This window comes from Nonomuraea candida, from assembly GCF_000725485.1.
Lineage (GTDB): Bacteria > Actinomycetota > Actinomycetes > Streptosporangiales > Streptosporangiaceae > Nonomuraea > Nonomuraea candida.
The window spans coordinates 105910-128558 of the sequence record NZ_JOAG01000042.1 but is presented as its reverse complement, the minus strand read 5'-3'; the positions used below and the strand labels follow the sequence as shown (position 1 = coordinate 128558).

Genomic DNA, 22649 nt, shown 5'->3' with positions numbered 1-22649 from the left:
TGACCGTTGATGCCGGTGGCTAGGCCCAGAGCGTCGGAATGCTGGACCGGACCGCTTGCGAGGGAACGGGCAGCGTCCCACGTCAAGCGCGTTGCTAGCTCGAGATCGCGAGCCGCTGTAGCCAGATGTTGGGGTCGCGCCACCAGGTGCTCCAAGTTGGACAGTCCAAGCGTTAGCGATGTTCGCCCGGCTGCGCAGCCCGCAAGTCGGGTAGGGCGAACACATCTCCGGCCTGGGCCAGCCGCGAACGAAGGAAGTCGGCGAGCTGCGGTGGCTGCAGCGTGATGGAGCCGATGCCCTCTCTGGTGAGGGGAATCCTCTCAAGGAGGTACTGGCCGCGGTCCGCTTCGGCGAATTCGGGGCCGGTGCGGTTGGCGAAGTTCCACTGGCGGATGCGGGCGAGGAAGAAGTACTCCCGGCCGCCCTCGGTCGCCAGGATGTGTATGAGGGCGTGAATGCCAGCCTCGCCTGCGAGTTCCTCGCGAAGTTCGCGGTGCAGTGCCGCCTCCAGGGAGAGGTCGTCGGGCTCGATGCCGCCGCCCGGCAGCACCCAGTACGGGGTCTGGCCTGGTTTGATGCGTTTGATGGTGAGCAGGTGGTCATCGTCTGTGATCAGGATGGCACGGACTCGGTCGCGCATGACGAGCATCCTCTCAAGGTGGGGGCGTTCGGTCCGTGAAGCAGCCAGACGCCGTCGACATGCAGGGACTGGCCGGTGATGAAGGCGGCTCCGGGTGCTGGGAATCGCGTTCATGTCACCGGGTTGCCCTCTGCCGGCCCTCGATGATGCGGACCTGCCTGTCTGGAGTGGGATTACGCGGCATCATCAGGGCTGTCGGTGCCTGGGCGGGAGGGTGGTTGGGGATGGCTCGCGGTTCGGTGCGTTGGGGGCGGGAGGCGTCGCCTCTGCGGCGGGCTCGGCTGGCGCGTAACTGGACGTTGGAGAACGTGGTCGAGGAGATCGACCTGCGGACGCCGGGCGGGCAGTCGGGGGTGACGCCGAGCATGGTGTCGGGGTGGGAGCTGGGCCGGCACACCACGAGCATCGGTCATCGCAAGACCTTGTGCGAGATCTACGGGTGCACGCCCCAGGAGTTGTTCGCGTTCCAGGACGATCAGGTGTCGGCTCAGGCCGGGGCGAGGTTGCTGGCCGGGTTCGACGAGTTGCAGCAGGCGATGCTCGCGACGGTCAAGGGCGCTCGGCGGTGCCTGGTGGTGACGGGGTCCCGCTCGCGTGATCCGGCGTATCTGGAGGCGACCGAGGCGGTGCTGGCGGAGCGGCCGGGGCTGGTCTACTACCGCGTGCTGTTCGGGCCGCCGCACCACCGGCTGTTGCAGGAGCACCTGCTCCGGCTGCTGCGGCTGCGTGATCCGCGTGATCGCGGCCGAGGGGTCAAGACGCTGCACCTGGGGCTGGTGGAGGACACCGCGGCGATGCCCGAGCGGTGGTTCTGCGCCAGCGAGCGGATGGCCGTGGTGCCGATTCCGTCGCTGACCTCGCATGAGGCGTTCGACTCGGGGGTGGTGCTGGGGTCGGAGCCGGCGACGAGGCTGCTGGATCACGGCAGGCAGGTGTACGCGGCCGCACGCCGGGTCGAGACGGCGGAGGAGCTGAGCGCCCTGGGTGTGCGGCTGCCGGAACGGAGCTGGTGAGGCCACATGCGCAGGCGTGCCGAGAAGATGCCGGAGACGGATCCGGTGCGCGCGTCGCACCAGGACCACGACAGCGTGATCCGGCTGACGCGGGAGCTGGTGCGCGTCCCCAGCCGGGGTGGCGTCGACCCGTACGAACCCGTGCTGGAGTGCATGTCGGACTGGCTGGCCGCGCACGATATGCCGTACGTTCCGCTGGCCCGGGCGGACGGGGAGACGGTCGCGCTGGTGTGCGAGGTCAGCGGCGCGGGGCCTGGCCCCCGCTACGTGCTGGACGCCTGCCTGGACACCGCGCCCTTCGGCGACGAGGCCGCCTGGGCCTGGCCGCCCACCTCGGCGACGATCGACGGTGGCTGGTTGCACGGGCGGGGGGCCGCGGACTCCAAGGCGGGGGCGGCGATCTTCGCCCACGTCGCCGCCCGGCTCCGGGAGGCGGCTCGCTCCTGGTGCGGCAGCGTGGTCCTGCTGTTCGACGTCGATGAGCACACGGGCGCCTTCGGCGGCGCCAGGGCCTACTTCGAGGGATCGGCCGCGCCGGACCGCGTGGACGGGGTGGCGATCGGCTATCCCGGGCTGGAGCACGTCGTCACGGGCGGGCGTGGGGTGCTGCGGGTTCAGGTACGGGTGCATGGTGTCGCCTCGCACTCGGGCGGCAGCAAGGTCACGCCGTCGGCCGTCGTCAAGGCGGCCGAGGCGATCTCCCGGCTGCACGCGGTGCCGCTGCCGGGGCCGGGTGGGGCCGAGTTTCCGTTGCCGCCGAAGCTGACCGTCACCGCGGTCAACGGTGGCGAGGGGTACTCGACCGTGCCGGACCTGTGCGTGCTGCACGTCGATGTGCGTCTCACCCCGGCGCTCGGGGCGGAGGAGGCCCTGGAGCTGCTGCGTTCGACGCTCGCCGAGCTGGACGCGGCCTGGCCGGGCACGTCCTCGACCGGTCTGGACGTCACCACGCGCTGGCCGGCCTTCGCGCTGCCGGCGGATGAGCCGCTGCGCGCGGCGGTGCTGGCGGCGGCGCACGCCGTGGGGCTCAGTCCTCGGCCCAAGGTGGCGGGACCTTCCAACATCGGCAACTACCTGGCAGGGTTCGGCATCCCCGCCGTCGCCGGGTTCGGGGTCGACTACCGGGGCCTGCACGCCACCGATGAGCGGATCCGGCTGGATTCGATCCCGCCCGTCCAGGCGGCCTATCACCGCGCGCTGCTGTCGCTCCTGCCCGAATCCTGACCGGTGGCGACGCCAGCGCGTCGACAATTCGTGGACAACGGATGCGCTGGGTCCGGGCCGCCCCCATGGGTGACGATGGCCGCACAGGGAGTGATGCTGCTCCCTGGTGATGACGAACGGGCGACTGCTCGCGCGGAGGAGGACGTATGGGCGGCAAGCACCAGGGCGGACAGAAGCGGGACGAGCCGTTCAAGCCGGGCGCGCCTACGGGCGACAGCCAGCGCGGCGGGCGGCATGGCGGAGGCAAGGGCAACGCGGGGGGCGGGGGCGACGCGGGTGGGAAGGGCGATGCGGGTGGCGAGGGCGGCGGCAAGGACGGGCAGGGGACGTGACCGCTCACCTCGAGCGGGTGGAGGCGATGCTCCGCGCGGTCGGCGCCGTCTCTTCTCCCGGCGAGCGGGTACGTGACGCCTTCCGCGCCGTGCCCCGCCACCTGTTCGTACCGCAGGTCGCGCTGGTGACCACGGACGACGGCGGCGTACGCGTCATCGACCGGGAGGCCGACCCGCGGGACTGGGAGGCCGCCGCCTACGCCGACACCCCGGTCATCACCCAGCTCGACGACGGCGCCACCGACCTCCGGGACGGGACGGGCGACTACACCTCGTCGCTCTCCGCGCCGAGCACCGTCGCGGACCTGCTGGAGTGGCTGGCCGTCGAGCCCGGGCACCGCGTGCTGGAGGTGGGCACGGGCACCGGGTGGACGGCCGCGCTGCTGTGCCGGTTGGCCGGTCCGGCGGGCGCGGTGACGTCCGTCGAGGTGGACGCGGCGGTGGCGGAGCAGGCGGGCAGGAATCTGGCGGCGGTGGCGGAGCAGGCGGGCAGGAATCTGGCGGCGGTGGCGGAGCAGGCGGCCGGGGACCTCGCGACGGTGGTGGGGCAGGCGGTCGGGAACCTGGCGGCGATCGGGGGCCGGCCGCACCTGGTGCGGGGCGACGGCGCGGAGGGATGTCCGGAGCGGGCGCCCTTCGACCGGGTGCACGTCAGCTGCGGCATCCGTCACGTGCCCCACGCGTGGGTCGCGCAGACCCGGCCGGGCGGGGTGATCGTGCTGCCGTATGATCCCGGCTTCGGTGACGGCTTGGCGCTGCGGCTGGTGGTGATGCCGGACGGCATCGCGCACGGCCGGTTTCCCGGTCCGGCGGCGTACATGAGGATGCGCTCCCAGCGGGAGCCGGAGGGGCGGGCCGCGCGGCGCCCGGAGGACAGGCGGTGGCTGGCCACGTCCGTCGATCCGCGCACGATCGGGTACGCCCCGGCCGGCGCGGGGCTGGCGATCTCGGCGTTGACCGGGCTCACGTCGGCGAGTGCGGTCGGCCGGGACGAGGACGGGGAGCTGTTCCGGTTGTGGTTGTCCGACCCGGATGATCCGTATTCGTGGGGGACGGTGAAGTGGCGGCCCGGGGATGAGGAGTTCGAGGTCTATCAGGTGGGGGAGCGGCCGTTGTGGGAGGAGGTCGTCGAGGCCTACTTCCGGTGGGTGGCCTGGGGCGAGCCCGGCCGCGAGCGGTTCGGCATGACGGTCGCGCCCGCGGGACAGCGGGTCTGGCTGGACAGTCCTGATCGCGTGCTGTCATGAGCGTGAAGCGCTGCGGACGGCTGCCGGGGTTCCAGGTCTGAACGGACTCCGGCGGTCGGGCCGGCGGTCGAAACGAGGGCGAGGGGCGAGGGCGAGGGGTGGGCGCGGTCAGGGTCGGGCTCTGCCGGTGGACCAGGCCCAGGAGGCTATGGCGACGCGGTTGCGGGTGCCGGTCTTGCGCTGGATGGTGGCGATGTGGTTCTTGACCGTGCCGGGGGAGAGGAAGAGCTCCGCCGCGATCTCGGCGTTGGTCTTGCCGTGGGCGACCATGGTGACGATCTCGGTCTCGCGTTCGGTGAGGACGATGTCCGGGGACGCGTCCCATGGGGTCGCGTCGGGGGTCGCGTCGGGGGTCGCGCCGGGGGTCGCGGTGTGCGGTGCGGTGTGTGGTGCGGTGTGCGGCGGGGTGTGTGGTGCGGGCGGGTGGGGGCGGTCGCGGAGCAGGCGTACGGTGAGTTGCGGGCTGATCAGCATGTCGCCGTTCATCGCCGCCCGGACGGCCTCGACGAGCAGGGCGGGGCCGGAGCGTTTGAGGATGAAGCCGTCGGCGCCGTGCCGGAGCGCGGCGTGAACGTACTCGTCGTGGCCGAACGTGGTGACGATCACGACGCGGATGCCGGTGCCGGCCAGGGCGCGGGTGACCTCGATGCCGTCGGCGGCGGGCATGCGGATGTCGGCGAGCACGACGTCCGGGCGGATCGCCGTGGCCGTGTCGATCGCGGCACGGCCGTCGGCGGCCTCGGCCACCACCGTCATGTCGGGCTGGGCGTCGAGGATCATCCGGAAGGCGCTCCGGATGCCTTCCTGGTCGTCGGCGATGAGGATGCGGATGGCCACCCGGCCGATTGTGCCAGCGGCAGGCGGGCCGCCAGCGACCACCCGTCCGGTACGGCCCGCGACACCAGCTCGCCGCCCTGTTCCCGGACGAGCGTCGTCAGCCCGGCCAGCCCGGAGCCGCCGCCGTGCCGGTCGCCGGGCGTCCGGCTCACCCCGTCGTTGGTCAGCGTGATCTCCAGGACGCCGTCCGCGGCGCTGATGCCCAGGTCGGCCCGGCCGGCGTGCGGGGCGTGCCGCCGGATGTTGGTCAGGCCCTCGATCACGATCCGGTAGGCCAGCGCCGCCGTCTCCGCCGGGACCTCGGCGGGCGCGCGCATGCTCAGGCGCACGCGGGCGGGGCCCGCGGCGGAGAAGCGTTCGGCGGCCTCGCGGATGCCGTCCAGGTCGCCGGCCGGGGTGCGGGGCCGGTCGTGGTGGAGCATGTCCAGCGTACGGTCCAGCATCGACATGGCCCGCTGCCCGGCCGCCTCGACGCGTTCGAGCGCCTGCCGGGGATCTCCCGCGATTCCGCCGGCCTGCGCGTACGCGATCATCTCGCTGATGTCGTGGGCGACGAAGTCGTGCAGGTCCCTGGCGAGCCGCAACCGCAGCTCGGTGCGCGCGTCGGCCACCGCCCGCTCCTGCCGGGCCTGGACCGAGCGCAGGTGGTTGCCCGCCCCGGCGGCCAGGAGCGCCCCCAGGCCCCAGAACGCGCACACCCCCACCGCCTCCAGCGGCGACGCGGGGACGAAGAAGCGCAGCATCCACATGGACGAGGCCATCCCCGCGGCGAGCGCGGCGGGCACGGCCCGCCGGGGCGGCGCGTACCGGGTCACCAGGCCGGCCAGCCCCATCAGGACGACGCTCTCGGCCATCCCGAGCAGCTCGTAGCCCGGCCCGGTGCGGGCCGCCCCGGCGGCGGCGTGCGCGAGCGTGGTGGCCAGGGACAGCGCCGCGACCGCGAGGACCGGCCAGGGCAGGCGTGACCCGAGCCGTGACCCGAGCCGTGACCCGAGCCGTGACCCGAGCCGTGACCTGAGCCGTGACCTGAGCTGCGGCCGGAACGCCGCCGCGGCCGCCACCGCGGCGGCGGACAGGAAGGACAGGACCGGGAGCACGTTCACCCGAGCGACGATACGCGCCCGGGCGCGCCCGGCCGCAGATGCCGAACGGCACCTCCACGGGCGGCTACGTGCCCGGCGCGCTCGCCGCGGGTGCCGAACGGCACCTCCGCGGGGCGCGACTCATGCCGAACGGCATCTGTGCCGCGGGGCGCCCGCGGCGCGAGGCTGCCGTACATGAAGATTCTCGAGTTCGTCCGGTGGGGGCACGCGGCGGCGCTGTGGGCGCTGGTCTACGGCCTCCTGGGTACGGCGTGGGCGCTCGGCCTGCCCGGTTACCCGTGGGGCGCCTCCGATCCCGACCCGGACGGGGCACTGTCCATCCTGGCCGCGACCACACCGGGCTTCGGCTGGTTCGTCGCCGCCTTCGCCCTTCTCACCGCCGCCACGGCGCTGGCCCTGGCGCGCGGAGGAGGCCGGCCTCCGCTCGTGCGCGGGGACGGCGGCCGGGTCCCGCCGGCGCGTCGCGGCGGCGGGCGGCTGCCGCTGGTGTTCGCCTGGCCGATCGCCGTGCTGCTGGTCCTGGTGATCCCCGACTCGCGGGTGATGATGGGCGTCGCCTACACGCCGCTGCTCCTGGTCGCGCCGCTGTTCGGCTGGGGCCTGGGCGGCGCGACCTTCGCCGACGCCTGGCCGTGGCCGGTGCTCAACCAGCTCGTGTGCGTGCTCGGCGGGCTGCTGCTGGCCGCCGCGGCGCTGGAGTGCGGGCGGCGGCAGGGAGGGGCGCGCTGGTTCACGCCGGAACGGGGACGGCGGGCCGTGTACGTGGCGGTCGCCGTGCCGCTGCTGTACTGCGCCACCCGGTGGGCCTGGGCGCTGGGCATCCCGCTCGGCGTGAGCCGGGAGTTCCTGGCCGCGGGCGAGGACGGGTTGTGGCTGGCGGGGGCCTATCTGGCGACGTTCGGCGCGTTCGGCGGCGTGCTCACCCTCGGGCTGACCCAGCGGTGGGGCGAGGTGTTCCCGCGCCTGCTGCCGGGGCTGGGCGGCCGGCGGGTGCCGCCCCTGCTGGCGGTCATCCCGGCCGGGTTCGTCTCGATCATCATCACCGTGGCCGGGCTGACGTACATCAGGTGGACGCTCGGGGGGCGGTTCGCCTGGGACGAGTGGGGCGCGTGGCTGCCCGAGTGCTTCTGGCCGATCTGGGGCGGCGCGCTCGCCGTCGCCACCGCCTCCTACCACCTGCGCCGCAGGGCGGGCGAGCGGCTCAGGGAGCCGGTACGCGGCAACGCGGGGGCGTCACACCGGTAGGCCCTCGAGGTTCCGGGCGGGTCAGGCGGTCGTGCGGAAGCTCTGCGTCCCGATGACGCGCAGCAGCTCCAGCTTCTCGCGCGTGTCCGTGCCCTCCACCGGGAAGAACGCCAGCACCTTGAGGTCCGCCTCCGGCGTGAGCAGCACCTCGCAGGTCAGGTCCAGGACGCCGACCTCCGGGTGCAGCCGCCGCTTGCGGTCGAAGCGGCGGACCGCGACCTCGTGCCGCTCCCACAGCTCGCGGAACTCCGCGCTGTGCTCCAGCAGCGCGTGCACCAGCTCCACGACGTCGTCGTCGCCGGCCCGCCGCGAGTACGTCGCCCGCAGGTCGCTGACGGTCGAGGCCGAGAGCCGGGGCCAGTCCTCCTCGGGGGAGCGGTCACGGAAGCCGGGCTCGGTGAACCAGCGCCACGGGACGTAGCGGTCCAGGCCCGTACGCTGCTCCAGCGGGCCCAGCACCACGTCGGCGAGGGCGTTGTGCCACAGCGCCTCGTGCAGGTCGGTGCAGATGGCGACGGGCACGTCGGTGAGCCGGTCGGCCAGGCTGATCAGGCCGGGGCGGATGTGCCGTCCGGCGCGGCGGGCCGGCGGCGTCAGGCCGGCCAGGTGGAAGAGGTGGTCGCGCTCGTCCAGGTCGCAGCGGAGCGCGCGGGCCAGGGAGGCGACGATGGGCCCGGACGGGTTCGCGCCCCGGCACTGCTCCAGCCGGGCGTAGTAGTCGCTGGACATGCCCGCCAGCAGCGCCACCTCGTCGCGCCGCAGGCCGGGCGTGCGGCGGCGGACGCCGGCGGGCAGGCCCACGTCGGCGGGGCGCAGCAGCTCCCGGCGGCGGCGCAGGAAGTCGGCGAGGCCGGCACGGTCGATCACGCCCTCAGTGTACGAACGGCGCATGACGCGTAACCAGGGACAGGTTGTCCCTGGTTGGGCCGGGCCTTCTCCCGGCGTGCGGCGGCCCGCAGGGTGGAGGGCATGACATCGACGACCACGCTCGCCACCCGCCGCCTCGGCCGCACCGGCCCCACCGTCTCCTCGCCCGCCCTCGGCGGGATGGGCCTGTCCGGCGTCTACGGCCAGGTGGACGAGGACGAAGCCGTCCGCGTCCTGCACGCCTACCTGGACGCCGGCGGCACCCTGCTGGACACCGCCGACTTCTACGCCTCCGGGCACAACGAGCTGCTCATCCGCCGCGCGCTGGAGGGCCGCGACCGGGACGAGGTCGTGCTCTCCGTCAAGTTCGGCGCCCTGCGCGGGCCCGACGGCCGGATGAGCGGGATCGACGCCCGTCCCGCCTCGGTGCGGAACTTCCTGACCTACTCGCTGCAGCGCCTCGGCACCGACCACGTCGACATCTACCGCCCGGCCCGGCTCGACCCGGCCGTGCCCGTCGAGGAGACCGTCGGCGCGATCGCCGAGCTCGTCGAGCAGGGCTACGTCCGCCACATCGGCCTCAGCGAGGTCGGGGCCGAGACGATCCGCCGCGCTGCCGCCGTCGCGCCGATCAGCGACCTGCAGATCGAGTACTCGCTGCTCAGCCGGGGCATAGAGGACGAGATCCGGCCCGTGTGCCGCGAGCTCGGCATCGGGATCACCGCGTACGGCGTGCTGTCCCGCGGGCTGATCGGCGGCAGCGGGGCGCTCGGCGGGGCCCGGGCGGCGCTGCCGCGCTTCCAGGGGGCCAACCGCGAGCACAACGGCGCGCTGGTCGCGCGGCTGGCGGAGCTGGCCGCGGCCAAGGGCGTCACCGTCGCGCAGCTCGCCATCGCCTGGGTCGCGGCGCAGGGGGAGGACATCGTGCCGGTCATCGGCGCGCGGCGGCCGGACCAGGTGGCCACGATGATCGACAGCGGGCGGGTCTCCTTCGACGCGGGGGAGCTCGCCCGGATCGACGAGCTCATCCCGCCCGGCGCGGCCAAGGGCGACCGCTACCCCAGCCAGGCGATGGCCGACCTCGACAGCGAGCGCTGAGCGCGTCCGCCGCCATACGGCTGACCGGCCCGGCTCCTCCCCAGCACTGGCGCCGGCGCTGGTGCCGGCCTTCAGCGGTCCCGGCGCCGCCCCCGGCCCGTGGAGCGGGTCCGGCGGCCGGGCCCCGTGCCCGGGATGAGACGCAGGGGGCGGTTGATGGTGGCGCGCAGCGGTTCGGCCACCAGCTCGCGCATCTCCGCCAGGCCCGCCACGTCATGGTGCCCCGACGCCAGGACGGCGGCCGCCAGCTCGTACGCCTCCTTGCCCGCCATCGCCTTCAGCTGCTCGATCAGCGCCTGCGGCCCGCCGAGCTCCAGCAGGGTCAGGAAGTTCTCCGCCGCCAGCAGCAGGTGCTCGTGCTGCCCCAGCGTCCCGGGATCGACCTCGCCCTCGTCCACGAGGAAGGTCAGGGCGGTGGGCCCGAGGACGGGGTCGCGGCGGAGGGCGCGCAGGAGGGCCGGGCCCTCGGGAAGGGTCTCGGCCAGGACGTCGAGCATGGCGGCGGCGCGGGTGCGGAACGGGCAGTCGCGGACGGCCTGGAGGAGGGCGGCCACGTCCTGGCCGGGGCGGGAGAGCCAGGCGTTCAGCTCGGCCGCGGCTTCCGGAAGCGGGTAGTGCTGGCTGAGGACGCCGAGCAGCTCGGCGGGCGGGGCGGTGGCCAGCTCGCCGACCAGCGGGGCGTCCCGGCCCCGGGCCAGCAGGGAGGTGCGCAGGGCGTGCAGGGCGAGCGGGGTCAGGCGGGCCAGGAGGAGGTCCGGGGCGGCGAGGCCGGTCCGCAGGCGGTCGATCGCGTCCGGCGGGAACTCCTGGTCCTCGTGGTCCAGAGCCTTCGGCCGGCGTTCGCCGGCGGGGCCGCGGGTCAGCTCCACGGCGCCGAGGTCGGCGAGGAGGTCGAAGGCCCGCCGCAGGTCGGCGGCCACGGCGCGGCGCCAGAGGTCGTGGTGGCGCCGATGGTCCTCCCCGCCGGCGGCGGCGTGCTCCCGGCAGGCCGGCCACGCCGTCTCCTCCAGGTGGCGGACGGGCACGTCGCCCAGGCCGTACATCGTGTCGAGGAGGCCGGGGAGGAGCTCGCCGACGAGGGGGCCAGGCCGGCCGGCGGTGCTCGCCCGACCTGGTCCGGGGCCGGTCGGCCGGGTGGCGGTCGCCTGGCTTGGTCCGGGGCCGGTCGGCCGGGTGGCGGTCGCGTGGTCTGGTCCGGGGGCGGGGCGCCGGGTGGTGGTCGCGTGGATCAGGTCGGGGAGGGTCTCGAAGGCGCGGGTCCACAGCGCCCAGGGGTCGTCGAGGAGCGGGGCCGATCCGGCCTCCCGGTAGAGGCGGCCCCCGGTGGTGCGGATCAGGCGCAGCCGCCCGGCCCAGGCCAGGAGCAGGCTCAGGCGGGGGAGGCCGGCGGAGCTGCGTACCCGGAGGTCCTGCTCGCCGGTGCCGAGCAGGGCGGACAGCTCGCGGGCCGCCGCGAGGGGGAGGCGGCCCGCCGCGGTGAGGGGGCGGCCCTTCTCGCCCGCCCAGTCGGCCAGGGTGACGAGCTGCCGGACGAGCGGGCCGGCCGCGGCGGCCTCGCGCAGGGCCCGCGCCGGGGGAAGGGCGATGGGCGGCAGGGGGCGGGCGCGCTCCTCCTCCAGGTCGTGGCCCTTCTCCGCGTGGCGGTCGGCCAGCAGCCGGTCGAGCACGTCCGCGTCGTACCGGATGCGGCCGGCGTCGAGGTCGCGCTCGAACTCCGCCACACCGCCGGGGTCGGCCAGGTCGGTGCCGTGGTCGAGCGCCGTCTGCGCCCAGAACTTGCCCAGGCCCTGGCGGTAGGGGTCGTCCAGGGCGCGGCGGAAGTCGGGGGCGAGGCGGGCGATCACCTCGTCGGCCTCGGCGAGGGTGGCGCCGCGGGGGTCGCGCAGGCCGGTGGCGGCCAGATAGTGCAGGTACGTGCGCAGGACCTCCGGCGCGATCTCCAGGACCTCCCTGGGCGCCACGACGTATCTCGGCACCCAGGCCAGCAGGTGGCGCCTGATCTGGCGTTCGTCCCAGTAGGCGATGCGGCCGTCGTGGCTGTGGTGGCGGGCCTCGACGGCGGAGGCGATCAGCAGGCCGTCGGCCGGGCGGCCGTGCTCGGCCGCCCAGGCGAGGCAGCGCCGCAGCAGCACGGACCTGGCCGCTTCGAACTCCTCCGCCTCCTCGGGCTCGAACCAGGTACGCACCGCGGCCCCCTGTTTCGTCGAAAGAAGTCCGCCACCAGTATCCCGGCTGCGGAGCCGCCCGGGGGGCCACTTGTGCCAGGTGGACCCCTCGGGACGACGGGCCGGCTACTTCAGGGCGCCCGCCGTCAGCCCGGCGACGATGCGGCGCTGGAAGAACAGCACCAGCAGGACGAGCGGGATCGTCACCAGCACCCCGGCCGCCATCTGCGTGCCGAAGGGCGTGTCGAACTGGGCCGCGCCGGTGAACTGCGCGATGCGCACCGTGGCCGGCTGCCGGGCCTGGTCGTTGACCATGGTGACGGCGATGATGAACTCGTTCCAGGTGGCGATGAAGGCCAGGATCGCCGTGGTGAAGACGCCCGGCGCGGCGAGGGGCAGCATGACGCGGCGGAAGGCGGCGAAGGGCGTGCAGCCGTCGATCATGGCCGCCTGCTCCAGGTCGTACGGCAACTGCCGGAAGAACGTGGTCAGGTTCCAGATCGTCAGCGGCAGGGCGAAGGACATCGACGGGACGATCATCGCCTGGTAGGTGTTGATCCAGCCGATCGTGGTGAACAGCTCCAGCAGCGGCACGATGAGCAGCGCCCCGGGGAACATCGACACGGCGATGACCAGCGCCAGCACCACGTTCTTGCCCCGGAACTCCAGCCGGGCCAGCGCGTAGGCCGCCAGCGTCCCCACCGCCAGCGTCACCAGGGTGGTGGTGCCCGCCACGACGAAACTGTTGAGCAGCGACCGGCCGAAGCCCATGTCGGCGGCGAAGACCGCCCCGTAGCTCTCCAGCGACCACGGCGCGGGCCAGGGCGTCTTGTCGTGGATGTCGGCGGTGCGGCGGAAGCTCGACACCACCATCCAGTAGAAGGGCACCAGGCAGTACAGCGCGATGCCGAGCATGCCCGCGCTGCCCCAGAACCGCCGTGCCCTCACCCGCTCACGCGCCATCGCGGGCCGCCTCCTTACGCCGCGCCCGTACGTCACTCAGCAGGTCCGCCCCGAGCAGCTTCACGAACACGAACGCGATCACCGCGATGTACAGGAACAACGCCGTCCCGTACGCCGACGCGGGCCCATAGTGGACCCGGGTGGCCTCGTCCCAGATGAGCCCGGACAGCGTCTCCACCGACTGCTTGCGCGGCCCGATCATCACGTACGGCAGGTCGAACACGCGCAGCGCGTCCATCAGCCGGAACAGCACGGCCACCAGCAGGGCGGGCTTGACCAGGGGCAGGGTGACGCGCCAGAACGTCTGCCGGGGCGTGGCGCCGTCCACGCGGGCGGCCTCGTACACCTCGGCCGGGATGATCTGCAGCCCGGCCAGCACCAGCAGCCCCACGAACGGCGACGTCTTCCACACGTCGGCGACGACCACGGCGAGCTTGGCCCACGGGCCGTCGGCCGTCCAGAGGATCTCGGTGCCGAGCAGCGCGTTCGCCACGCCGTCCGCCTGGAAGATCCACTTCCACATCAGGCCGGCGACGGCGGTCGGCACCGCCCACGGGACGAGGATGCTGGCCCGCAGGAACGCCCGTCCCCGGAACGCGCGCCGCATGACCAGCGCCATCGCCACCCCGAGCACGACCTCCAGGGCGACGGTCACGACGGTGAACAGCGTGGTGTTGAGCGCGGCGTTCAGGAAGCGCTGCTGCACGACGCCCGCGTAGTTGGCCAGGCCGGCGAACCACTCGCCCTCGACCACGAAGCCGTCGGCGTCCAGGCGCTGACCGCTCTCGTAGAACGACTCCCGCATGGCCGCGACCAGGGGGTAGAAGACCACGAGGGCGAGCACGATCATGGTGGGGGACAGCATGGCGGCCGCCGGCCACGACTGCCCCCGCGCGGCGGCCCTCACTTCAGCAACGGCCCGAGAGCGGCCTGGAGCTCCGACAGGCCCTGCTCGACCGGCTTGGCGCCCGTGACGATGGCGTACGCGGACTCCTGGATCGCGGCCGTGACGTCACCGTAGCGGACGGCCTTCGGGCGCGGCTTGGCCGCCAGGATGCCCTCCTTGAGCGCGGGCAGGTAGGGGTACTTCTTGATCATCTCGGGGTCGTCGTAGATCGAGGCCAGCGGCACCGGCATCGAGCTGGTCCGCGCGAACGCCCTGATCTGCTCGGGGCTGGTCATGAACGCGATGAAGTCCTGCGCGGTGCGCTTGTGCTTGGAGAAGGCCGACACGGCCAGGTTGTTGCCGCCCAGCGTGCCCGCGCCGATGCCGGTCAGGCCGGGGATCGGGGCCACGTCGAACCTGCCGTTGACCTTGCTGGAGCCGTCGGTCTTCTGCGCGGCCTCGTAGCCGTAGGCCCAGTTGCGGTAGAAGAGCAGCTTGCCCTCCTGGAAGGCGACCCGTCCCTCTTCCTCCTTGTACGTGATCGCCTCCTTCGGGATCATGCCGCTCTTGAACCCGTCGGCCAGGAACCGGGCCGCCTGCCTGGCCGCGTCGCCGGTGAGCTGGGGCTGCCCGGAGGCGTCGAGGAGCTCCCCGCCGGCGGAGGCGACGGCCTCGGAGAAGTTCACGGTCAGGCCCTCGTACTTGTCGAACTGGCCGCCGTAGCAGCTCATGCCCGTCTGCTTCGGCAGCACCTCCTCGCAGATCCGCTTCATCTCGTCCCAGGTCTTGGGCGGCTCCTTGACCAGGTCGGTGCGGTAGTAGAGCAGGCCCGTGCCGGTGAAGACCGGCATCGCGTACAGCTTGCCGCGGTACTTGCCCGTCTCGACGGGGTTGGGCAGGAAGCCGGTGGTGTCCAGCGTCAGCTCCGCCACCCACCGGTTCGCGGCGAACTCGCTGGTCCAGACCGCGTCGATGAGCATGACGTCGCCGGCGTCGGACTTGGTCTGCGCGTTCTGGATGAGCTTGCGGCGCTGCTCGTCGGCGCTCTCGGGGAGCAGGACGACGGTGGCCTTCTCGTCGGGGTGGGCGGCGTTCCAGGCGTCCACGATCTTCTGCACGGACTCCGCCTCGAACTTCCCGCCGAGGAACGTGATGGGCCCGCGCCCGGAGCCCTCGGCGGCGGGTTGTCCGGGGGTGGGCGAGCCGCAGGCGGCCAGGCCCGCGCAGAGTGCCAGCGCGGCGGCGGTGACGTGCGTGGCTTTCATCGGGGGGTTCCTTCCAGGGTGACGGTCTCGCCGGTCAGCCGGGACCGCTCGGCGGCCCAGGCGATGAGATGGCTGTGCAGGCTCTCGGCCGGCGAGGAGAGGATCGGGGCGCGGTCCCGCGTGGCGACCGCGTCGAGGAACGCCTCGACCAGGGCCGTGTCGCCGCCCCCGTGGCCGCCCCGCGCCGTCCCGTCGCCCGTGGGGCGGGTGTCGACGACCTCGGAGCGGCCGGTGACGAAGTCGTGGACGGTCAGGCGGTCGCCGTCGCCCTCGATGCAGCCGCGTGTGCCGAAGATCCGGGTCTGCCGGTGCAGCGCGGGGGTGAAGCCGGTCATGGTGAACGAGGCCGTCGTGCCGCCCTCGAACTCCAGGTTCACGACCTGGTGGTCGACGACGTCGTTGTCGCAGGCGTAGACGCACCTGCCGTACGGGCCGGTCCGCAGCGCCTCCAGCACCCCCTGCTCGGAGACGTCGTCGGTGAGCACCGACAGCGGCCAGGCGTGCTCGCCCGCGAGCGGCAGGTAGATGCGCCGGGCCGAGTACGGGCAGTCCGGCTCGACCGCGCAGTCCAGGCAGCGGTCGGCGGCGCCGGCCGGGCGGTTCTCCGGGCGGAAGTGGTGCAGGCCGCCGAAGGAGGAGACGCGGGTGACCTGCCTGCCGGTCAGGTGGACCAGCCAGTCGAGGTCGTGGCAGGACTTGGCCAGCAGCATGAACGTGGCCTCGTCGGCGCGCCGCCAGTTGCCCCGCACGTACGAGTGCGCCTGGTGCCACCACCCCACCGGCTCCAGGTGCTGGACGCTGACGATCTCGCCGATCCGCCCGCCGTCGACCAGCGCCTTCAGCGCCTTCGTGTACGGCGTGTAGCGCAGCACGTGGCACACCGCGAAGATCGCGCCGCTGCGCTCGGCGGCGGCCACGATCGCCCGGCAGTCGTCCTCGGAGACCGCCATCGGCTTCTCCAGCAGGATGTCGTAGCCCAGCTCGGCGAAGCGCACCGCGGGCTCGACGTGGTCGCGGTCCTGGGTGGCGATGATCACGGCGTCCGCCTGGCGGGGCAGCGCGGCCAGCTCCCGCCAGCCGGCGTACGCGGCGGCCTCGGGGAACCTGTCGCGCCGGCTGTCCAGCGGGTCGGCCACCGCGACCACCCGCGCACGGCCGGACTCAGCGGCGTGGCGGGCGTAGGAGGTCCCCCGCGAGCCCGCGCCGACGACGGCGAGAGTCACCATTGCGCCTCCACTTATGTAACCAATTCACGTATGTCGGCCGATGCTAGGATCCACGCTGGAAGCCGTCAATAGGGAAGTTATGGGAAAGGGTCTCATAAGTGACCGAGCTCCGGCCGGGTGACGCGTCGCTGCTGCGCAAGGTGAACACGCAGGTCACGCTGCGGGCCCTGCGCCGCGCGGGAGTGGCCACGCTGACCCAGCTCGGGCGGGTCACCGGGCTGTCCAGGCAGACGGTGGAGGCGGTGCTCGACGAGCTGGGCGAGCGCGGCTACGTCCGCGAGGTGCCGCCCGACGAGGGCGCCATGGGCCGGCCCGCGCGGCGCTTCGGCTTCCGGGCCGACGCCGGCTACGTCGTCGGCGTCGAGGTCGGCGGCGACGCCATCGTGGCCGCGCTGGCCGACCTCAACGGCGAGGTGATCGCCTGGGAGCGGGCCGAGGTCTCCGGCGACGCGCCGGCGCACCAGCGGCTGGAGGCGGCCGAGCGCACGGCGCTGGCCTGCGTGGACGGGGCCGGGGTGGCCCGCAGGCACGTCTGGGCCGTGGCCGCCGGCACCTCCGGCATCGTGGACAGGACCGGGCGGGTCTCCCTGTCGATCACGCTGCCCGGCTGGACCGGCGTGGACCTGGCGGGGCTGGCCGGGCGCTGGTTCGGCAGCCCGGCGCTGGCCGCCAACGACGCCAACCTGGCGGCGCTGGCCGAGCACTGGCGCGGCAGCGCCCAGCACGCCTCGGACGTCGTCTACGTCCTGATCGGCCACCGGGCCGGCGCGGGCATCCTGATCGGCGGCCGGCTGCATCCGGGGCGCAACGGGGCGGCGGGCGAGATCGGCACCCTGCGCCAGGTCGGCTGGGAGGACGCCGCCCGCGAGCTGGTCAAGGACGCCTCGGCGGCGGAGGTGTTCGAGGCGGCGCTGGGGGGTGACCGGGAGGCCGTGCGGCGGGTGGACCGCTACGCCGAGAACCTCGCGATCGGCGCCTCGGCGCTCGCCCTGGCCATCGACCCGGACCTGCTGGTGCTCGGCGGCGGCTACGCGCGGGCCGGCGACGTGCTGCTCGAACCGGTGCGGCGGCACCTGGCCGAGCTGTGCGTCAGCGCGCCGGAGGTGGTGGCCTCCACGTTCGGCGACGAGGGGGTGGCGATCGGCGCGGTACGCCTCGCGCTCGACCACGTCGAGCGCGAGGTCCTGGGTCTCTGACGACCGCGGGCAGGGCGGGCACGCTCAGGGCGGAGCCGGTGCCGGTGCAGGTAAGGGCAGGGCGGGTACCGGTGCCGGTCAGGGCAGGGCGGGCACCGCGGGGCCGGTGTTCGTCCAGCCTGCGCGCATGACGAGATCGACGCTGCCCGCGCCCTGCGGCCCGAACTCGTCGGACAGCAGGACCATGGCGGCGGTGTCGATGATCAGCCGCTTGATGATCGTCCCCCTCTCGGCCTTCGGGCCGGTGGCCTGCGGCTGGTCGATCGTGAGGGCGGTGCCCTCGCGGCCCAGGCCGTCGCGCGCCGCGCCCCGGACGTGCACGCCGGGCATGCCCAGCAGCACCTGGTAGGCCGCGGCGCGGACCTCCTTGGGCGCCGGAAGGCGGTGGAACAGGTCGGGCAGCGAGTCCCTGGCGAAGCGCTCGACGTCCCTGCCCTCGGCCACCTGGGCGGCCTTCGTCAGCCACGCCTTCAGCGCGGCCGGGTCGGCGGGCAGCCGCTGCACCTCCTCGTACGTCAGATACTGCCCGGCCAGGAAGAACTGGGCGTTCTGGCCACGTACCGGGGTGACGTGCCCCTTGGTCGGCCGGGTGGACAGCGCCACGGTCTGGCCGGTCACGTCGCGGGTCCACCTGGCGGGCGAGCCGTCGCGCCGCCACGCCTCGCGGTCCTTGTCGCTCTTCGGGTACGCCCCCGGCTGCCGGTACCCGAGCCAGCTCCGCCCGTCCGTCGTGTGCCACCGTTCGATGAGCCGCTGCTCGACCACCCGGTACGGGTTCGCGCGGGAGCCGACCTGGCGGTGGTGGGTATCGCGCGACAACACCCTGGTGTGCCAGTACGTGCCCTCCGGCGCCGACGCGGACGCCAGCCGCGTGACCGGCGCCTTGGCCAGGCCCGGCAGCGCCAGCAGCGCGGCGGCGCCCACCGCCAGGCAGGCTCCGGTGACGATCAGCCGCCGCGCCGGTACGGTCGCCAGCTTCATGTGCATCCTCCGTGATTCGGTTGTGACGCCCCCAAATACGCTCGAACGCCCCGGGAGGTTGCCTGCGACGCCCAGGCAACCGTACGGGCGGCCGGGGCGTATTAGGGGGCGTGAAATGGGACAGAGAGCCGTGAGCGGCGACACAGAGCACGACTTCGGCGCGTTCGTGGCCGCGCGGGCCACGACCCTGCTGCGGGTCGCCTACCTCGCCTGCGGGGACCGGTCGGAGGCGGAGGACCTGCTGCAGACGGCGCTGGAGCGTACCTACCGGAACTGGGACAGGGTGCGGCACCACAGCCCCGAGCCCTACGTGCGCCGCGTGATCGTGAACGCGGCCATCAGCCGGGCCCGCCGCCGGGCGATCCTGCGGATCATCCCCGTGCGGTCCCTGCCCGACACGCCCGCGCGCTCGGCCGACGTGGACCTGCGCCAGGTCCTCATGGACGCGCTGCGCGCGCTGCCGCCCCGGCAGCGCGCGGTGGTCGTGCTGCGGTACTGGGAGGACCTCAGCGAGCACCAGACGGCGGAGGTGCTCGGCTGCACGGTCGGGACGGTCAAGAGCCAGAGCTCGAAGGCGATGGCCAAGCTGCGCATGGCGCTCGGCGAGGAATCCGTGGAAGGAGTGATCGGCAATGCCCGCGCTTGAGGACCGGATCCGCCGGCTGATGGCGGAGGAGACGGCGGGCCTGCACGCCACGCCCGACCTCGGGGAGCGGGTCGTGCGATCCGCGCGGCGCAAGCGGAAGCGCGGCGTGTTCGCCGCGCTGGCCGCCACCGTGGTCGTCGCCGGCGCCGCCCCCGCCTATCTGACGGCGGCGGCCGGCTCCGGGCCGACGCCGATCGTCACCGAGACGCCGCCCCCGCCCGCCATCGACGACCTGCGGCCCACGGGGCGGCCCGCGGAGAAGACGCTCGGGGACCTGGGCGACGGGCGGCAGTTCGGGAACGTCAGGGTGGGCTACCTGCCCGAGGGCCTGCAGTGGAAGCGCTGGTCCCTGGACCACGGCGACTCGTACACGACGTCCTTCGACTACAAGGGCGACAGGAACGGCTTCTACTGCGTCCAGATCTTCGTGCACGAGAACGCGGCCGTGCTGGAGATCGACGACCGCGTCAGCGTCCACCGGCAGGAGGGCGAGGGCGAGGAGGTGGCCGTCGGCGACCGTAGCGGTTACGCGGTCGTGCAGAACGTCGGCGAGGACGGCACGAAGGGCACGCCCACGTTCTTCCTGAACATGGGCGAGAACCGGCGGGCGGAGATCATGTTCAGCCCGGTCTACGCCAAGGACCTGGGCAGCGCCGAGGCCGTCAACCGGGAGCTGCGCAAGATCGCCGAGGGCCTGACGGCCATCCGGGAGTAGCGGCACGAGCGGGCGCTCCCCGGCGCCGGCGCGGGTGACGGCGGCGGCCTGGGGTGATGGCGGCCCGGGTGAGAGCGGCGGCCCGGGGTGATGGCGGCGGCCCGGGTGACGGTGGCCGGGACCGGTCAGAAGGCCCGGCACGCCTCCAGCAGGACGGTCCTGACCTGCTCCTCCGGCAGGTCCATGGTCTTGACCGCGCCCCATTGCAACGCCCCCAGCAGCGCCCAGCTCTTGAGCCTGATCTCCGGCCCGGGATCGTCGCCGACCAGCTTGGCGTAGATGCCGTCCCTGAAGGTCCTGATCTGGTCCCGCTCCGAGCCGGGGGTCAGCGTGGCGTCGTCGGCCGCCAGGTCCTCCATGAACAGCCGGATCACCGACCGGTAGCGCACCGCGAACTCCACCAGCGCCTCGACGAACGCGGCCCGGTCCGGGTACGGCGCGTCGAGCAGCGCCAGCATGTCGCCGGCCACCGGTGACAGCAGTTCGAGGGCCAGCCGGTCCTTGGGGTGGAAGTGGTAGGCCACCGCGGTCTTGGTCAGGCCGACGGCGGCGGCGATGTCGGCCAGGGAGGTGGCCGCGTAGCCGCGCTCGGCGAACAGCTCTCTGGCGGCGGCGAGGATCCGGGTGCGGGTGTCGTCGGCTGTGGTCATCGTCTCATTTCCCTACGGGAGACAGCCTTCCGGATATTTCCCGTTTTATCGTATGTCCTGTACGACCGTACAGGACGGCCGTCGAGTGGGAGCTGACGATGACGCGGTTGCTGGGACGGCTGGGCGGCTGGTGCGCGCGGCACGGTTGGATCGTGCTGATCACCTGGGTGATCGCGGCCGCCGCCCTGATGGGCGCCAGCCTGGCCTTCCCCAGCCCCACCAACAGCGACGCCAGCATCCCCGGCACCGACGCGCAGCGCGCGCACGACCTCATGAAGGAGGGCTTCGGTGCCGGCTACGGCCAGGGCGGGACCGTGCAGCTCCTGCTCTACTCCGCCGACGGGCCCCTGGTCGAGGAGGCGCGCAAGAAGGCCGTGGAGGAGTCCATGGACCGGCTGCGCACGATGCCGCACGTCACCCGGGTGGACACCCCGTTCCGCGCCGGCGGCATCTCCGCCAACCTGCAGATCGGCCTCATCACGATCCGCATGGAGGGCAACGACTCCACCAAGATCGCCGAGACCACGCAGGAGCTGTCGAAGGCCGCCGACCCGGCGCGGCGGGCCGGGCTGGAGGTGGTGCCCGCGGACAGCTCCACCCCGGCCGACAAGGAGATCAAGACCGGCCCCAGCGAGATCATCGGCATCGTCTGCGCGCTGCTGGTGCTGGTGTTCGCGTTCGGCACGCTCGTCGCCGCGGTCGTGCCCATCTTCGCCGCGCTGGTCAGCGTGGCCTCGGGGCTCGGCGTGATCGGGCTGCTCGGCTGGGTCGTGGACATGCCCAAGCAGGCCGGGATCATGGCCACGATGATCGGCCTCGGCGTGGGCATCGACTACGCGTTGTTCCTGCTGTCGCGCCACCGCCGCCTGCTCGCCCAGGGGGTGCCGGTCGCGGAGTCCGTGCGCAGGACCGTGGCCGGTTCGGGCGGGGCCGTGGTGTTCGCGGGCGGCACGGTCATCATCGCGCTGAGCGCGCTGCTGCTGGCCGGCTTCCCGCTGCTGGCCACGCTCGGCTGGGTCACCGGCATCTCGGTCGTGGCCGCCGTGCTGACCTCGGTCACGCTCGTGCCGGCCCTGCTCGGGCTGCTCGGCCACCGCGTCAACGCGCTGAGGGTGCCGTTCCTGCGCGGCTCGGGCAACGGCGGCGCCGGCTGGGCCGGGCTCGGCGCGTGGGTGGCCCGCCGCCCGTGGCGGGTGCTGTTCGGCAGCGCGATCGTGCTCGGCCTGCTGGCCGCGCCCGCGCTGGCGCTCAAGCTCGGGCCGATCGACGAGGGGTACGGCACGCAGGGCTCGGAGCCGCGCCGCGCGTACGAGCTGATGGCCGGCGGGTTCGGCCCCGGGTTCAACGGCCCGCTGATCGTGGTCGCCGAGCTGCCCGCCAAGGTGGCCGGCGCCGACGCGGAGATCGTGGCCGACCTCGTACGCGAGGTGAAGGCGGTCGACGGCGTCAGGCACGTCGCCGACCCCAAGCTCAACGAGTCCGGCCGCTCGGTGCTGATCCAGGCCATCCCCGAGTACGCCCCCAGCGACGAGCGCACCGCCCAGGTCGTCAGGGACGTCAGGGCCATCGCGCTGCCCGGCGTGGACGTGCACGTCGGCGGCAAGGTCGCGGGCCTGACCGACGCCGGCGACCGGATGAACGAGCGCACCCCGCTCGTCATCGGCGTCGTCGTGCTGCTGAGCGCGCTGCTCCTGCTGCTGGCCTTCCGCGCGCCGGTCGTCGCGATCAAGGCGGCCGTGATGAACCTGGTCTCGCTGGGCGCGGCCTTCGGGGCGCTGGCCCTGGTGTTCTCGTTCGGGCTGGGCAGCGGGCTGGTCGGCATGGATCCGCCGGTCAACTCGTCGTACCTGCAGACGATCTTCTTCTCGGTGCCGATCGAGAGCTACGTGCCGCTGATGCTGTTCGCGGTGCTGTTCGGGCTGTCGATGGACTACGAGGTGTTCCTGCTGACGGCGGTGCGGCAGTCGTACCTGCGGCACGGGGACAACGCGCGGGCGGTGGCCGAGGGGCTCGGCTCGACCGGGCGGGTCATCACGTCGGCCGCGCTGATCATGGTGGCGGTGTTCGTGGCGTTCATCGCCTATCCGGACGCCCTGGTCAAGACGTTCGGGGTGGGACTCGCCGTGGCCATCGCGGTGGACGCCACGATCATCCGCGGGTTCCTGGTGCCGGCCACGATGGTGCTGCTCGGGCGGCTCAACTGGTGGTGCCCGCGCCGGCTCGACCGCGTCCTGCCGAACCTGTCGGTCGAGGGGCACGAGGAGGACGAGGACGCGGACACGGACGAGGACACGGACGAGCCCACGCCGCCCGCCCGCGAGCCGGTCACGGCCGGGGTCTGACCGCGGCC

The 22649-nt window shown here is 73.5% G+C and carries 21 protein-coding genes; 10 read left to right on the top strand and 11 right to left on the bottom strand.

Annotated features, from left to right (window positions below; translation table 11 throughout):
- Positions 1-172: 172 nt before the first annotated feature.
- Positions 173-649 (bottom strand): NUDIX hydrolase, encoded by a 477-nt coding sequence (locus tag IO39_RS33915; RefSeq protein ID WP_211267257.1) that lies wholly within the window; start codon positions 647-649, stop codon positions 173-175.
- Positions 650-948: 299 nt separating this feature from the next.
- Here IO39_RS33915 and IO39_RS33910 point away from each other — a divergent pair, with 299 nt between their 5' ends.
- From IO39_RS33910 to IO39_RS33895, 4 genes are all read left to right on the top strand, one after another.
- Positions 949-1653 (top strand): helix-turn-helix transcriptional regulator, encoded by a 705-nt coding sequence (locus tag IO39_RS33910; RefSeq protein WP_211267256.1) that lies wholly within the window; start codon positions 949-951, stop codon positions 1651-1653.
- Positions 1654-1659: 6 nt separating this feature from the next.
- Positions 1660-2877 carry a M20 family metallopeptidase gene (locus IO39_RS33905; RefSeq protein ID WP_245642457.1) on the top strand — a complete coding sequence of 406 codons (1218 nt, stop codon included), beginning with the start codon at positions 1660-1662 and terminating at the stop codon, positions 2875-2877.
- A 146-nt stretch (positions 2878-3023) separates the two neighbouring features.
- The gene (locus IO39_RS33900) at positions 3024-3209 is read left to right on the top strand and encodes a hypothetical protein (protein ID WP_043631866.1); all 186 of its coding nucleotides are present in this window, start codon (positions 3024-3026) and stop codon (positions 3207-3209) included.
- Positions 3206-4456, top strand: coding sequence for a methyltransferase domain-containing protein (locus IO39_RS33895; RefSeq protein WP_052423694.1), 1251 nt, complete (start codon positions 3206-3208; stop codon positions 4454-4456). Before IO39_RS33900 ends, IO39_RS33895 begins: the two co-directional genes overlap by 4 nt.
- 108 nt (positions 4457-4564) lie before the next feature.
- Here IO39_RS33895 and IO39_RS33890 read toward each other — a convergent pair whose 3' ends face one another.
- Together IO39_RS33890 and IO39_RS33885 are read right to left on the bottom strand one after the other, a co-directional pair.
- On the bottom strand, positions 4565-5293 hold the full coding sequence (locus tag IO39_RS33890) for a response regulator (RefSeq protein ID WP_052423693.1): 729 nt from the start codon (positions 5291-5293) through the stop codon (positions 4565-4567).
- Entirely contained in the window at positions 5233-6396 is a 1164-nt protein-coding gene (locus IO39_RS33885; RefSeq protein ID WP_157549217.1) for a sensor histidine kinase, read from the bottom strand. Before IO39_RS33885 ends, IO39_RS33890 begins: the two co-directional genes overlap by 61 nt.
- Before the next feature lie 174 nt (positions 6397-6570).
- Between IO39_RS33885 and IO39_RS55105 the strand changes: the two genes are divergently transcribed.
- Complete coding sequence (locus IO39_RS55105) at positions 6571-7641, top strand: hypothetical protein (RefSeq protein ID WP_063765396.1); 1071 nt, start codon at positions 6571-6573, stop codon at positions 7639-7641.
- Between the two features lie 21 nt (positions 7642-7662).
- On the opposite strand, the gene IO39_RS33875 is transcribed toward IO39_RS55105, so the two are convergent.
- Entirely contained in the window at positions 7663-8508 is an 846-nt protein-coding gene (locus IO39_RS33875) for a helix-turn-helix transcriptional regulator (protein ID WP_245642456.1), read from the bottom strand.
- A 102-nt stretch (positions 8509-8610) separates the two neighbouring features.
- On the opposite strand from IO39_RS33875, the gene IO39_RS33870 reads away from it, so the two are divergent.
- Positions 8611-9606 carry an aldo/keto reductase gene (locus IO39_RS33870; RefSeq protein WP_043631975.1) on the top strand — a complete coding sequence of 332 codons (996 nt, stop codon included), beginning with the start codon at positions 8611-8613 and terminating at the stop codon, positions 9604-9606.
- 71 nt (positions 9607-9677) lie between these two features.
- On the opposite strand, the gene IO39_RS33865 is transcribed toward IO39_RS33870, so the two are convergent.
- From IO39_RS33865 to IO39_RS33845, 5 genes are all read right to left on the bottom strand, one after another.
- Positions 9678-11792 (bottom strand): hypothetical protein, encoded by a 2115-nt coding sequence (locus IO39_RS33865; protein ID WP_043631862.1) that lies wholly within the window; start codon positions 11790-11792, stop codon positions 9678-9680.
- Positions 11793-11897: 105 nt separating this feature from the next.
- A complete protein-coding gene (locus IO39_RS33860) occupies positions 11898-12734 on the bottom strand; it encodes a carbohydrate ABC transporter permease (RefSeq protein WP_043631856.1) in 837 nt (278 codons plus the stop codon).
- A complete protein-coding gene (locus IO39_RS33855; RefSeq protein ID WP_043631853.1) occupies positions 12724-13641 on the bottom strand; it encodes a carbohydrate ABC transporter permease in 918 nt (305 codons plus the stop codon). The genes IO39_RS33860 and IO39_RS33855 overlap by 11 nt, the downstream gene beginning before the upstream one ends.
- Positions 13638-14885 carry an ABC transporter substrate-binding protein gene (locus IO39_RS33850; RefSeq protein WP_043631849.1) on the bottom strand — a complete coding sequence of 416 codons (1248 nt, stop codon included), beginning with the start codon at positions 14883-14885 and terminating at the stop codon, positions 13638-13640. The genes IO39_RS33855 and IO39_RS33850 overlap by 4 nt, the downstream gene beginning before the upstream one ends.
- Complete coding sequence (locus IO39_RS33845) at positions 14882-16111, bottom strand: Gfo/Idh/MocA family protein (RefSeq protein ID WP_043631845.1); 1230 nt, start codon at positions 16109-16111, stop codon at positions 14882-14884. Before IO39_RS33845 ends, IO39_RS33850 begins: the two co-directional genes overlap by 4 nt.
- Positions 16112-16209: 98 nt before the next feature.
- Here IO39_RS33845 and IO39_RS33840 point away from each other — a divergent pair, with 98 nt between their 5' ends.
- On the top strand, positions 16210-17307 hold the full coding sequence (locus IO39_RS33840; RefSeq protein ID WP_043631842.1) for an ROK family transcriptional regulator: 1098 nt from the start codon (positions 16210-16212) through the stop codon (positions 17305-17307).
- A 78-nt stretch (positions 17308-17385) separates the two neighbouring features.
- On the opposite strand, the gene IO39_RS33835 is transcribed toward IO39_RS33840, so the two are convergent.
- Complete coding sequence (locus IO39_RS33835; protein ID WP_043631839.1) at positions 17386-18288, bottom strand: hypothetical protein; 903 nt, start codon at positions 18286-18288, stop codon at positions 17386-17388.
- 130 nt (positions 18289-18418) lie between these two features.
- Between IO39_RS33835 and IO39_RS33830 the strand changes: the two genes are divergently transcribed.
- Both IO39_RS33830 and IO39_RS33825 read left to right on the top strand, forming a co-directional pair.
- On the top strand, positions 18419-18934 hold the full coding sequence (locus tag IO39_RS33830; RefSeq protein ID WP_043631836.1) for a SigE family RNA polymerase sigma factor: 516 nt from the start codon (positions 18419-18421) through the stop codon (positions 18932-18934).
- The gene (locus IO39_RS33825) at positions 18921-19649 is read left to right on the top strand and encodes a hypothetical protein (protein WP_043631832.1); all 729 of its coding nucleotides are present in this window, start codon (positions 18921-18923) and stop codon (positions 19647-19649) included. The genes IO39_RS33830 and IO39_RS33825 overlap by 14 nt, the downstream gene beginning before the upstream one ends.
- Before the next feature lie 125 nt (positions 19650-19774).
- Here the strand turns inward: IO39_RS33825 and IO39_RS33820 are convergent, their stop codons facing one another.
- Positions 19775-20299 (bottom strand): TetR/AcrR family transcriptional regulator, encoded by a 525-nt coding sequence (locus IO39_RS33820; RefSeq protein WP_043631829.1) that lies wholly within the window; start codon positions 20297-20299, stop codon positions 19775-19777.
- Between the two features lie 98 nt (positions 20300-20397).
- Between IO39_RS33820 and IO39_RS33815 the strand changes: the two genes are divergently transcribed.
- Positions 20398-22641 (top strand): MMPL family transporter, encoded by a 2244-nt coding sequence (locus IO39_RS33815; RefSeq protein WP_052423689.1) that lies wholly within the window; start codon positions 20398-20400, stop codon positions 22639-22641.
- Positions 22642-22649 lie beyond the last annotated feature (8 nt).

What these genes read in the sequence shown, in the direction of transcription:
- IO39_RS33900 (WP_043631866.1), top strand. Translation starts at nt 3,024, where the DNA reads ATGGGCGGCAAGCACCAGGGCGGACAGAAGCGGGACGAGCCGTTCAAG.
- IO39_RS55105 (WP_063765396.1), top strand. Translation starts at nt 6,571, where the DNA reads ATGAAGATTCTCGAGTTCGTCCGGTGGGGGCACGCGGCGGCGCTGTGG.
- IO39_RS33835 (WP_043631839.1), bottom strand. Translation starts at nt 18,288, where the DNA reads ATGAAGCTGGCGACCGTACCGGCGCGGCGGCTGATCGTCACCGGAGCC.
- IO39_RS33915 (WP_211267257.1), bottom strand. Translation starts at nt 649, where the DNA reads ATGCTCGTCATGCGCGACCGAGTCCGTGCCATCCTGATCACAGACGAT.
- IO39_RS33825 (WP_043631832.1), top strand. Translation starts at nt 18,921, where the DNA reads ATGCCCGCGCTTGAGGACCGGATCCGCCGGCTGATGGCGGAGGAGACG.
- IO39_RS33905 (WP_245642457.1), top strand. Translation starts at nt 1,660, where the DNA reads ATGCGCAGGCGTGCCGAGAAGATGCCGGAGACGGATCCGGTGCGCGCG.
- IO39_RS33820 (WP_043631829.1), bottom strand. Translation starts at nt 20,299, where the DNA reads ATGACCACAGCCGACGACACCCGCACCCGGATCCTCGCCGCCGCCAGA.
- IO39_RS33850 (WP_043631849.1), bottom strand. Translation starts at nt 14,885, where the DNA reads ATGAAAGCCACGCACGTCACCGCCGCCGCGCTGGCACTCTGCGCGGGC.
- IO39_RS33860 (WP_043631856.1), bottom strand. Translation starts at nt 12,734, where the DNA reads ATGGCGCGTGAGCGGGTGAGGGCACGGCGGTTCTGGGGCAGCGCGGGC.
- IO39_RS33845 (WP_043631845.1), bottom strand. Translation starts at nt 16,111, where the DNA reads ATGGTGACTCTCGCCGTCGTCGGCGCGGGCTCGCGGGGGACCTCCTAC.
- IO39_RS33870 (WP_043631975.1), top strand. Translation starts at nt 8,611, where the DNA reads ATGACATCGACGACCACGCTCGCCACCCGCCGCCTCGGCCGCACCGGC.
- IO39_RS33815 (WP_052423689.1), top strand. Translation starts at nt 20,398, where the DNA reads ATGACGCGGTTGCTGGGACGGCTGGGCGGCTGGTGCGCGCGGCACGGT.